At 62.2% G+C, this 11,439-nt stretch carries 12 protein-coding genes and 1 pseudogene; 9 read left to right on the top strand and 4 right to left on the bottom strand.

The genetic code is table 11. The features are described 5' to 3' along the window. Window positions 1-323: 323 nt before the first annotated feature. The gene (locus NP3_RS18990) at window positions 324-947 is read right to left on the bottom strand and encodes a TetR/AcrR family transcriptional regulator (RefSeq protein WP_063042933.1); all 624 of its coding nucleotides are present in this window, start codon (window positions 945-947) and stop codon (window positions 324-326) included. 102 nt (window positions 948-1,049) lie between these two features. On the opposite strand from NP3_RS18990, the gene NP3_RS46820 reads away from it, so the two are divergent. Further along, complete coding sequence (locus NP3_RS46820) at window positions 1,050-1,517, top strand: nitroreductase/quinone reductase family protein (RefSeq protein ID WP_169814515.1); 468 nt, start codon at window positions 1,050-1,052, stop codon at window positions 1,515-1,517. Between the two features lie 12 nt (window positions 1,518-1,529). On the opposite strand, the pseudogene NP3_RS50465 reads toward NP3_RS46820, so the two are convergent. After that, a pseudogene (locus NP3_RS50465) lies at window positions 1,530-1,655 on the bottom strand (ketol-acid reductoisomerase); the annotation flags it as partial. Between the two features lie 50 nt (window positions 1,656-1,705). Here NP3_RS50465 and NP3_RS46815 point away from each other — a divergent pair. The 4 genes from NP3_RS46815 (at window position 1,706) to NP3_RS49190 (ending at window position 5,689) form a co-directional block, all read left to right on the top strand. After that, window positions 1,706-2,566 carry a GIY-YIG nuclease family protein gene (locus tag NP3_RS46815; RefSeq protein WP_084508689.1) on the top strand — a complete coding sequence of 287 codons (861 nt, stop codon included), beginning with the start codon at window positions 1,706-1,708 and terminating at the stop codon, window positions 2,564-2,566. A 50-nt stretch (window positions 2,567-2,616) separates the two neighbouring features. Continuing rightward, window positions 2,617-3,918 carry a DNA cytosine methyltransferase gene (locus NP3_RS18975; RefSeq protein WP_307678228.1) on the top strand — a complete coding sequence of 434 codons (1,302 nt, stop codon included), beginning with the start codon at window positions 2,617-2,619 and terminating at the stop codon, window positions 3,916-3,918. Window positions 3,919-3,926: 8 nt separating this feature from the next. Further along, window positions 3,927-4,712, top strand: coding sequence for a very short patch repair endonuclease (locus NP3_RS51320; RefSeq protein WP_084508688.1), 786 nt, complete (start codon window positions 3,927-3,929; stop codon window positions 4,710-4,712). 209 nt (window positions 4,713-4,921) lie between these two features. Then, window positions 4,922-5,689 carry a hypothetical protein gene (locus NP3_RS49190; protein WP_174566237.1) on the top strand — a complete coding sequence of 256 codons (768 nt, stop codon included), beginning with the start codon at window positions 4,922-4,924 and terminating at the stop codon, window positions 5,687-5,689. A 129-nt stretch (window positions 5,690-5,818) separates the two neighbouring features. On the opposite strand, the gene NP3_RS18965 is transcribed toward NP3_RS49190, so the two are convergent. Continuing rightward, the gene (locus NP3_RS18965) at window positions 5,819-6,832 is read right to left on the bottom strand and encodes a Gfo/Idh/MocA family protein (RefSeq protein WP_157124391.1); all 1,014 of its coding nucleotides are present in this window, start codon (window positions 6,830-6,832) and stop codon (window positions 5,819-5,821) included. 27 nt (window positions 6,833-6,859) lie between these two features. Beyond that, complete coding sequence (locus NP3_RS18960; RefSeq protein ID WP_063042934.1) at window positions 6,860-7,864, bottom strand: LacI family DNA-binding transcriptional regulator; 1,005 nt, start codon at window positions 7,862-7,864, stop codon at window positions 6,860-6,862. Between the two features lie 261 nt (window positions 7,865-8,125). Between NP3_RS18960 and NP3_RS18955 the strand changes: the two genes are divergently transcribed. The 4 genes from NP3_RS18955 to NP3_RS18940 all read left to right on the top strand — a co-directional run. Continuing rightward, window positions 8,126-9,043, top strand: a complete 918-nt coding sequence (locus NP3_RS18955; protein WP_063042929.1) for a TIM barrel protein — start codon at window positions 8,126-8,128, stop codon at window positions 9,041-9,043. A 10-nt stretch (window positions 9,044-9,053) separates the two neighbouring features. Beyond that, a complete protein-coding gene (locus NP3_RS18950; RefSeq protein ID WP_245721007.1) occupies window positions 9,054-10,061 on the top strand; it encodes a sugar ABC transporter substrate-binding protein in 1,008 nt (335 codons plus the stop codon). A 13-nt stretch (window positions 10,062-10,074) separates the two neighbouring features. Continuing rightward, window positions 10,075-11,127: an ABC transporter permease gene (locus tag NP3_RS18945; RefSeq protein ID WP_063042927.1), complete on the top strand. Its 1,053-nt coding sequence runs from the start codon at window positions 10,075-10,077 to the stop codon at window positions 11,125-11,127. Continuing rightward, a partial coding sequence (locus NP3_RS18940; RefSeq protein WP_157124390.1) for an ATP-binding cassette domain-containing protein occupies window positions 11,124-11,439 on the top strand: 316 nt, incomplete at its 3' end. The genes NP3_RS18945 and NP3_RS18940, both read left to right, overlap by 4 nt.

Raw genomic sequence — 11,439 nt, 5'->3', positions numbered from 1 at the left:
GTCGCAACGTCAGGTAGCTGGCCGAGGTGGTCGGTCGGCTACTGCCAGCTTGACCGCTGCGACGAGGTGTATGCCGAGCGGATAACCCATGCGCGAATGTCGCAACGTCAGGTAGCTGGCCGAGGTAGTCGGTCGGCTACTGCCAGCTTGACCGCTCCGACGAGGTCTAGGCCGAGCGAACAGCCATGTACGAATGTCGCAACGCCAGGCAGCTGGCTGAGGTGATCGCTCGGCTACTGGCCAGCTTGACCGCTCCGAGAGCGGACACGACCGTGGCGACGGAGGGTATGCGGTAACCGCTTGCCCGACCGTTCCGGGCGGTGTCAGCCGAGGATCGGCATAACCGTATCGACAATGGACTCTATCGTCGGTAGCGCCGCGATCACGTCGGGCGGGCTCAGATGACGCTGCAATGCTCGTTGGTGCGCCGCGCCGACCAGCAGCAGGGCGGCGGCTCGTAGATCCACCGTGCCGGGAACCCACTGGTCGGCGTGCTGTATCGACAGGTGCGCGACAACCGCGTCGACCGCACGATGCGGCCCGATATCCAACTCCCGGCTGCGCTCCGCGAACTTCGCGCGCAACTCCACATCCGACTGCACCGCCGCCATCACCGGAATGGCATCCCAAAAGAACTCCTCCAACGCCTCGACAAGCGCCACCAGCCCCGCCCGCAACCCCGGCTCCTCCTCGACCTCCCCGAGCACATCCTTCACCGGCCGCAAATGCCGCTGAATCACCGCCTGTAACAGCCCCATTCGATCGCCGAAGTGATAGAAAATGCTCGACTCGGCCACCCCCGCCCGCTTCGCAACCTCCTTCGTGGACAACCGAGCCACCCCCGCCTCTACCAAAATCTCCTGCGCCGCAACCACAACCGACTCCCGCACGCCCGTCGAAGGCCGCCCCCGCCGCGTCGCCCGCGCACCATCCGCAGCTTTCGCCACCGCAACCTCCTCTTCACACCGATCAGCCCTTGCAGTATGCCCCACCCGGGCGTATTTTCTGAGTATCTACTCAATAATTATCCGAAAAGCGGAGCCACCCCCATGACCAGCACAAAAACCCCAACTACCCAATCCCGAATCCAACGCACCGGCGACGCCATCGTCCGCTTCATCCTCCGCTCCCCACTACACCCCCTACTCAGCAAACGACTCCTCATCATTACCGTCTCCGGCCGCAAAACCGGCCGCGAATACGCCAACCCCGTCGGCTACGCCGAACACGAAGGCCACCTCCTCATCGGCACCGCCGCCAACTGGCGCCACAACCTGATTCCGGGCGTCCCCGTCCGAATCCTCCTGCGCGGCACCCACATCCAAGCCACCCACGAAGTGATAACCGACGAACCCCGAGCCGCCACCCTCTACCGCGAAATCCTCACCCAAAACCCAACCCACGGCCGCTTCGCGAAGATCCACCTGGCCCCTGACGGCACCGTAAACCTCCCCTCACTCCGCGCGGCCCTCTCCCGAGGAAGTGCGATAGTTCGCCTATGCCCTCTACGACTCTGACCGGAAGATGTCATCGGTGACCTGTGGACTCGACAAGTGGGCACCGAATTCGGCGGTGTCGGGGACCGAGTAGTTCATGCGGGCGGTGCCGCACTCGTGCATCAGATATATACCTGCGGTGGAGAGTTCGACCTCATGCGGACACGAAGATGAGCGCGGGATTGCGTTGACTGGGCTAGATTTTCATCGTGACCAATTGGCTCTTTGAGGTACCCGACGATGCGGAACCACCGGCCAGTGCCGAGTTCAAGCTAAGTATCACACGTGCACTGGCGGATCAACTGGCTGAGGCGCTCCAGGCTCTACGGCCAGCACCCCTTGATGCCGAGCAGCTTGCCATGCTGAAAGACCGTCCCGGTGTCTACGAACTTTACGTGAAGCGCGAGCGAGTCTATGTGGGAAAGGCCAGCAAGAGTCTTCCTGATCGACTTAGCAATCACCTGAGAAAGCTCTCCGGCCGCCAGCAAATCGATCTTGCGGAAGTTTGCTTCATCTGCCTGTACGTCGACGAGGATCTGGAGGCCGCTGCCCCAGAAAAGATGCTGATAAAAAAGTATCGTGATCACGGTGGATCTCCTTGGAATACAATGGGTTTCGGAAACAAAGACCCTGGACGCAACCGCGACCACTCTCTCGTCAAGGCGAAGCACTTTGACGCTGAGTACCCCATCGACCTGGATCGTACAATTCCTGAATTGGCGAATCATCTTCGTCCAGTTGAGGATTTGCTTCACGATATCAAGGCCAGACTGCCGTACAACCTGCGCTTCGAAACTAAGAATAAGATCAAGCAAGAGTTGATCGATGCACATATTGCGATTCCGGCTGGTGAGCTCAGCGTGCGCAGAGTTATAGGGCTGGTTTTGAATGCATTACCTGAAGGATGGCAGGCGACGGCCTTACCTGGATATGTGATCCTCTACAATGAGTCAACTAATTATCGAAGCGCGTTGGTTTACTGGCGGAAGGTAGACGGCCGGGTCGAGGAGTACGTTGGCGACCAGCGCTTGGACCCCAGGGGTGGGGCCGTGGAGTCCGACGACGATTGATCGGCATTCTAAGACGTGTGTCGCACGCGCGTTCGAAGCCTCCCCGCGGTATGGTTCCTGCCATGCCGAAGCAGCGAGGTTCCGCGACTACCCGACGGACAAGCGTGGAGCTTTTCGCCGGTGGGGGAGGACTGGCGATGGCCGTCGAGCGAGCGGGGTTCCAGCCGCTGTTGTTCAACGAGTTCGCCAAGCGCGCGTGCGAGACTCTCGCTGCCAACGGCGCGGTACAGCTTGAGGAGGGCGAGGATCCGAGTATTCCAGGTCCTGGCGAGGACCCGCCTCTCATCGCAGGTGACGTGCGCAAGGTTGACTTCGAATACCTGAGGGATGCTGTCGACGTGCTAGCTGGCGGTCCACCTTGCCAGCCATTCTCGCTTGGCGGGGTTGCGAGGGGAGACGAGGACGACCGCAACGGTTTTCCGCATATGTTCCGCGCGATCAGGGAGATGCGCCCTAAGGCTGTAATCTGCGAAAATGTTCGCGGACTTCTAAGGCCCTCGTTCATGCCCTACTTCGAGTACATCAAACGTGAGTTGTCACTGCCGTTCGAAGAGCGAGCGGAGGGTACTGCTTGGCGTGATCATGATCAGATCCTTCGCGACATGCTAAGGGGGGCGAAGGTGGCTGATGAAGAGCGATATGATGTCGAGCACTTCGCGGTAAATGCCGCCGACTATGGCGTACCACAGATTCGAAACCGGGTGATTCTTATCGCCTTTCGCCGAGATCTTCGTGTCGACTGGAAGCGGTTTAAGAAGCTCGTTGAACCTCAACATTCTGAGCGTCGCCTGCACGAAGATATGGCCGACGGGACTTACTGGAGACGACACCCTGAGGTGCCAATGCATATACGCGAGCGGGTTGTGGCGCGAATAGCGCAGCTTTCACAGCCGATGCTGTCATCTTCAACTGAGGACCGCGGGCTCCCCTGGAGGACGCTCCGCGACGCTATAAAGGGAATCGATGGCCAGCCGCAGTTGCCAGATATTCCGCCAGAGTTTCTCGACCGACAAGAGCATTTTGAGGGGTTTCCGGATCATGTCGGCTGGCCGAATGCGCGTATCTATCCGGGGCACACGCCGAACGAGTTGGATCGGCCCGCGAAGACTGTGAAAGCCGGTGTCCATGGCGTTCCTGGCGGCGAGTCGGTAATGCTGCTCGACGATGGAACGCACAGGTATATGACGGTACGTGAGACGGCAAGAGTGATGACTTTTCCGGACGATTGGAAGCTAGCTGGCCCTCGCGGTGAGAAGATGCGGCAGCTAGGCAACGCTGTCCCCGTATTGCTCGGTAAAACCTTCGCTAAAGCGGTGGCGACCGTACTTGCGGAAGCCGAGTCGGCGAAATAGGTAATGCTGTGGCCGACGGAAATTCGGGGAATTGGAAGGAATGGCTACCACCTGACCGGGCGTGGAAGTGCCCGTCCGGTTTGAGTCGGGCCGAACGAACTGGCGAGCAGGACCGTGCAGCGGGCGGGCGGCACAATCGACTAGTGGATCTTGGTGGCAATCGAGTCTCGTTGGCGTCGATCGAGTTGAAGGTGTACGCGAAGACGCGCCGAATCCGTGCCTATATTCGCTGGTCCGATCGCGGAAAGTATCCAACCAAGTATGTGGGTGAGGTTGACCGCCGGACCCGGAAGCAGAACCTTGTTCAGGCATGGAATCTCGTTAGAGACAAAGGACTTCTCCCGGCGTCGATCGCAACTGAGGGGTCATGGGCGAGTACTCCCGCTGTTCGTTCGGTCATGCGAGCGAATCGCGGGCGGGATACCAAACCGGAGATCGCGCTTCGTTCCGCTCTGCGTGCGCAGGGCCTCAGATACCGCGTCGGCATGCGACCGGTCCCCGATGTTCGCCGTACCGCTGACGTAGTCTTTCTCGGTCCCAAGGTCGCAGTCTTCTGCGATGGGTGCTACTGGCATGGGTGCCCAGACCACTACCGACCCGCACGAATAAATAGCGATTTCTGGCAGACAAAAATTTCGGGTAATATACTTCGCGATCGTGAAACCGATCGGATACTGACAAACGCTGGCTGGCATGTGGTTCGAATATGGGAACATGAGGATCCCGAAGCTGCCGCCCGGGTCGTTGCAGACATTGTTGCCGCCCGCCGCAATAGCCAAAGTTGTTCTTCTTAGATGATGTATATCTACGAAGTGCGCTCCATAGGTGGGGCGTGTACTATGTCGGAGTAAGACTGGTAATCTTCTGCTGGACAGCCGGTGGTTTGCTACCGATGGCAATCTCGCAATGGACCTGGAGCGGCACGTGAGACCGGGGTGTGCAATCCGCTTTCATCTGTGCGAAGCTTCTTTCGCCTGTGCACTCAGTCATCCGGGGAGCGTTTGTGGCCACAGCCGAACTCGCAATTAGCCTTCAAGGTAGTGTGGATCGTTATGCGCGATCTTTGATTGTTCCGTCGAGGTTGCTAGCTTTGCATCCCCGTAAAGCAGGCGGAGTTGGTAATGCCGCCGCGCTGGCGCCAGCGATCGTGCTCGGCGTGATCTCAGCGTTCGAAGGCTTCGTGGAGAACTTCCTTGCGACCGCGCTTTATCTTCAAGGGCAGGGTTTCGGACAAATCGCCAAGAAGGTCACACTAAACAACCCCGACATCGATGAATTCGAGAAGCTTGTGAAGAGGGAGTTCGCCGACGTAGCCTCTGCAATCGGGGTTGGCTTCACTGTCGACGCGTGGTATCCGCCAGATCTCGGGACACGCCTTTGGAATCCAGTCGAGCTGGACTGGCAGCAGGCCAGGCGCGACGCGGCTGGCTGGATGCAGGTACGGCATTGCTTGACGCATGGACTCGCCAGCGGTTGGCAAAGCGAAGTGTGGCCCGGCCCCTTGAAGCCGAACTCAACTCCCGCCTCCGGTGTACTAATGCCTATGAAGGACGGCAAACATTCACTCGTTCTACACGGAGCAATCACATGCGCTCGCATCTACCGGTCTGGTGCACAGCATTTGGCGGATCTTGCAGCGGAGCTGACAGGCGAAGCGTTGTCGTGGTCGAAAGTTCCGGAATTCCCGATGTATAAGACGTCGTACGAGGAGTACCTTGCTAGCCAGAAGTCGAGAGGGGACGGTCCAACGGCGTTGAAGTACAGCGACTGACGGCCTTACTACGCTCGGTTTCGCCCCTGCTTCGAGCAACGAGAACCTGGATGGGGGTCCCATTGGCCTGTCGAACAGGGACTACACCATCCGCCTTGTCGATAGCGCTGGCTGGCGTGCGATGGAAGGTCAGTGGCGGACTTCGGCTACTGTGACCGGGCGGCCCTCTCGCCGCGAGAGTTCGCAGGCTTCAGCGATATAGAACGCCTTCAACGCGTCCGATGGGGTGCAGGGGCTTTCGAGGTCGCCGGTCGCAACGGATAGAAACGCCGCGAGTTCATCGGTGTACGCCCGACGGAACCGTTCCATGAATCCGGGGTATGCGGGCAAACCCGAAGGAGCGTAGTCGGGTTCGACGGAAGTCAACGGTGCCCGGTCGTCCAACCCGACGACGGCATTTCCGAGGGAGCCGAGGGCTTCGAGGCGGACGTCGTAGCCCGCGCCGTTGTAGCGGCTGAGGGAGACGGTTGCCAAACTGTCGTCGTCCAGGCGCAGCAATACCGCGGCGGTATCCACATCGCCCGCGGCGGCGAAGAATTCCTCGCCGCGGTTGGCGCCGGTCGCGTAGACCTCCACTACCTCGCGCCCCGTAACCCAGCGGATTATGTCGAAATCGTGAACCCCGCAGTCGCGGAACAACCCGCCGGAACGTCCAACATATTCGGCCGGTGGGGGAGCGGGGTCGAGGGTGGTGGCGCGCAAGGTGTGTAGCCAGCCCAGGGAACCGGAGGCGATGGCATCGCGGGCGGCGCGGTAGCCGACGTCGAAGCGGCGCTGGAAGCCGATTTGGACTGGGACGGTGGAGTTTTCGAGGCGGGTGATGACGTCGAGAGTGCCTTGGATGTCGGCGGCAACCGGCTTTTCGCAGAAGACGGGGATGCCCGCGTCGACAGCGCGGGTGATGAGTTCGGGGTGGGAGTCGGTAGCCGTGGCGATGATCAGGCCGTCGAGGGGAGCGGCGAGCAGGACATCGATGTCGGCGACCGCTTCCACGCCCAGCTTTCCCGCAGCGGCATAGGCGCGTTCGGCGTCGGCATCCGCGACGACGACGGTGTCGACACCGGGCAGGTGTTTCAGCGTTTCGGCATGGGAGGTGCCGATACGGCCGACACCGGCCAGGCCCATGGTGAGTGCGGATATCATCGGCTCTCCTTCGGGTGAAATAGCGGTTCAGTCGCGTGGTGCCGCGGTCGTCGCGCGCACAACCAGGGCGGGTTCCAGACGGCGGCGCACCGGTTCGGTGCGACCGTCGCGCAGCCGTTCGATTAGCGCTTCGATTGCCAAGCGGCCCATCTGAATGCGCGGTTGATCGATGGTGGTCAAGGAAACATGTCGCAGCGCGGCCAGCGAGGTGTTGTCGTAGCCGACGACCGAAACATCTCGCGGCACCGAGAGTTCGGCCTCTTCCAGTGCTGACATCGCACCGACGGCGTTGAAGTCGTTGCCGCACACCAGCGCGGTGGGAAAGTTGTCGCGGGAGAACAGGTTCAGCAGCTTCTGGACCGCGGCGATACCACCGGAGTCCGTGTGCTCGCTGGCAATGATCATGGGCTCCAACCCATTTCGCGCCATTGCGGCGCGGTAGCCGCGACGGCGCGAGGCCGAGGTGAAGGCACCGCCGCCGTCGAGATGCACGATCCGGCGGTGGCCGAGCGAGACCAGATGATCCACGGCGAGTGCGGCGCCGAGTTCGCCGTCGTCATTGACGGTATCGACGTCGGCAATGGTAGAGCTACGCGAAATGAGCACGATCGGGCACTTCTCGGCGGCGTCACGGATGGCCGCCACCGGCAGTACGGGTGAGAGCAGAATGATGCCGCCGGGGTGGAAGGACAGCAGGCTCTCCAGCGCGGTGCGCTCACGGGCGGCGCTGCGGCGTCCGGTATTGAGGATCATCTCCACGCCCGCGTCCTGCGCGGCCGCGTCCATACCCTCCACCACATCGGCGAAGAACGCATTGTGCAGGTCGGAGACCATGACGCCGATGATGTTGGAGGTCCGGCTGGCCAGGGACCGAGCCATGATGTGCGGCTGATAGCCCAGATCCTTCGCGGCCGCCAGCACCGCGCGGCGTCGATGTTCGCTGACCTTGGGGGAGTTGCGCATGACGAGGGAGACCAGCGCGCGGGACACCCCGGCGCGGGCGGCGACATCCTCCATGGTCGGTCGAGCCATATCGCCTCCGTTCCGCATCCCACCGTCCTCCTGCAGTGTCGGACGTTACAAGGTCGGCCAAGGCTAATCAATAGAGCGCTCTAATCCGACAATTTCCCCTCCGTGAGCGCCGGGTATTTCCGCTGGAAGCGCCAATTTTCGCAGGTAGCAGCGATAAAACAGCGACCGGTGCAGTACTTGACACAGTATGACCTACGTTACATAGTTGGAGCGCTCCAATAGCGCTACACGTCGATCGACACCGAAGGTCGGAGAGCCCGGATGACCCAACCCCGCTATCCGCTGCGCATCGCGGCCGCGCCGATCTCCTGGGGAGTCTGCGAAGTCCCCGGCTGGGGGCATGTACTCGACGCGCGAACCGTTCTCACGGAGATGGCCGCCCTCGGCATCGCCGCGACGGAACTGGGCCCACCCGGCTACCTACCGCGCAATCCAGCCGAATTGCGCTCGCTGCTGGATGATTTCGACATCACCTCGGTCGGTGGCTTCCTGGCCCTCCCGCTGCACCGCGCCCCGGAGCAAGCAATCGAGAACGCCCGCGAGAACGCCGCGCTGTTCGCCGCGACGGGCGCGGAGGTGATCGTCCTCGCGGCCGCGACCGGCCTCGGCGGATATGACACGCGCCAAGCACTTTCCGATGAAGAGTGGCGGACCCTGATCGAAACCGCCGCCGCCATCCGGGATGTCGCCGCCGAATTCGGACTGCGCACCGCCCTGCATCCGCACGTCGGCACCTACGTCGAGAGCGAAGCCGAAGTCGACAGGTTCCTCGCCGATTCCGATCTCGACCTCTGCCTGGATACCGGCCACCTGCTCATCGGCGGCACCGATCCGGTGCGCCTCGCGCAGCGCTGTCCGGAACGCATCGGACATATCCATCTCAAGGATGTGCGCAAAGCCATCGCCGACCGAGTGCGCAGCGGCGCAATGGAATACAGCGATGCCGTCCGCCGCGGCATCTACGTCCCGCTCGGCGAGGGCGATATCGACATCGAGGCCATGGTGCGCAGCGTGCACGCCGCAGGCTACCGCGGCTGGTATGTCATCGAACAGGACACGGCATTGCGCCCCGACGATTCGGCAGAACGGCCGAGCCGCGACGCCGCCCGCAGTCTGATCCACCTTGCGGGCATAGGTGCCGCGCTGGGCTCACCCCGATCCCCTTGGGCCCGAATCTAGATGGGAAGTGATGACAACGATGTCGCTCGAAATACGCACGGCATGGTGGCGGCGATCCCGCCGCGTACTGCCGTGGCTGGCCGCGGCCACCCTCCTCGCCGCGTGTACCGGTCCGGGCGCGGACGTCCCGGCGCCGACCCAATCCCCGGTCGCCCAGGGCAAATTGGGCTCCGTCGCGGTCGTGACGCACGGCAGCCCCGGCGACGCCTTCTGGAATGTCGTCAAGAACGGCGCGGAGGCAGCGGGCAAAGACTTCGGCGTCCGCGTCGAATACAACTCCTCGGGCGATCCCGGCCAGCAGGCCAAACTCATCGATAACGCCGTCGCGCAGGGCGTAGACGGTCTCGTCGTATCAATGGCGAATCCAGAGGCATTGCGGCCGTCGATCGAAAAGGCGGTGGCAGCGGGCATTCCGGTGGTGACCATCAACTCGGGCGAGAGCGAGAGCGCCAAGTTCGGTGCGATCGGCCATGTGGGACAAAGCGAAACGTTGGCCGGACAGTCCGCGGGTAAGCGCCTTGCCGACGCAGGCCGCAAGAAGCTGCTGTGCGTGATCCACGAGGCGGGCAATATCGGGGCCAATCAGCGCTGCGACGGCGCGACCAAGGCCTTCGGCAACGGCACCACACTGCAGGTGGACATCAACAATCCCACCGACGCCCAGTCCCGCATCAAGGGCGCGTTGGAGGCGGATAGGTCCATCGACGCCGTGCTGACGCTCAATTCACAGGTCGCCGCCCGCGCGGTGGACGGGGTGAAGGAATCGCAATCGTCCGCGACGGTCGCGACCTTCGACCTGAATACCGATGTGGTCGAGGCGATTCGGGCGGGCAAGCTGCTGTTCGCCGTGGACCAGCAGCAGTACGAGCAGGGCTATCTGCCGATTGTCCTGCTGCAGTTGTACCGGACGAATCTGAACTCGGTCGGTGGTGGCGCACCGGTGCAGACGGGTCCCGCCTTCGTCGACAAGAACAATGTCGAGGCCGTGGCGGCCCGCGTGGCATTGGGCATGCGCTGAGGGAGTGGATGAAATGACTATTGCCACAAAAACTTCCGAGGTCACTCCGAGTACTCCGCCGGACGGACCGTCGCTTTTCCAGCGGATGGTGGTGCGACCGGAGATCGGCGCACTGCTCGGCGCCGCACTCGTCTTCGTATTCTTCTCGATCATTACCGACCGCTTCCTCAGCCCGCTCGGCATCGCGACCTGGCTGGACGATTCGTCCACGCTCGGCATCATGGCGGTCGCGGTGGCGCTACTGATGATCGGCGGCGAATTCGACCTGTCCGCCGGTGTCATGACCGCTTCCACCGCACTGGTCACCGCATTGCTCGCGGTGCACGCGGGTTGGAATGTCTGGCTCGCGCTCTTGGTTTCGCTGCTGTTCGCGCTCACGGTCGGTGCGTTCAACGGCTGGCTCGTGATGCGAACGGGGTTGCCGAGTTTCATCGTCACTCTCGGCACTTTCCTTGCGCTGCAAGGCCTCAATCTGGGTGTGACCCGCCTGGTCACCGGAACCGTTCAGGTGTCGGGTATTCGCGGCGCCGACGGATACAACTCGGCCGGTTGGGTCTTCGCCTCGACACTCGATATCGGCGATACGCATCTGCAGGCATCGGTCGTGTGGTGGGTGGTGCTCACCGCGATCGCCGCACTTGTCCTGGTGCGCACCAAGTTCGGCAACTGGATCTTCGCGGTGGGCGGTGCGCTACCGAGTGCGCGGGCCGTCGGCGTCCCGGCCGACCGGACGAAGATCCTGCTCTTCATGACCACCGCCTTCGCCGGGTGGGTCGTCGGATCCTGCGGCATTCTCCGGTTCTCCAGCGTGCAGGCGAATCAGGGCGTCGGGCTGGAACTGCACTACATCATCGCGGCCGTGGTCGGCGGCTGTCTGCTGACCGGGGGATTCGGTTCGGCGATCGGCGCCGCGATCGGTGCGCTGATCTTCGGCATGGCGCGGCAGGGCATCGTCTTCGCCGGATGGGACAGCGACTGGTTCATGCTGTTCCTCGGCGTGCTGCTGCTGGCCGCGGTGTTGGTCAACAACATATTCAAGAAGCGAGCCGAAAGGGTACGGCGATGACGGCACCATTGATCGAAGCAATCGATATCGGCAAAAGCTACGGCGGTGTCGTCGCGCTGCGCGACGTCTCGACCGTGGTGCATGCGGGACAGGTCACCTGCATCCTCGGCGACAACGGTGCGGGTAAGTCGACGCTGATCAAGATTCTCGCCGGTGTGCATCAACACGATCGCGGGGAACTGAAGCTGGATGGCCAGCCGACTCGATTGTCCTCGCCCCGTGCCGCTTTGGACCACGGCATCGCGACCGTCTACCAGGATCTCGCGGTGGTGCCGCTGATGAGTGTCTGGCGCAACTTCGTACTCGGCTCCG

The organism is Nocardia pseudovaccinii NBRC 100343 (assembly GCF_001613225.1).
GTDB lineage: Bacteria > Actinomycetota > Actinomycetes > Mycobacteriales > Mycobacteriaceae > Nocardia > Nocardia pseudovaccinii.
This window is presented reverse-complemented; position numbering and strand designations above follow the sequence as displayed.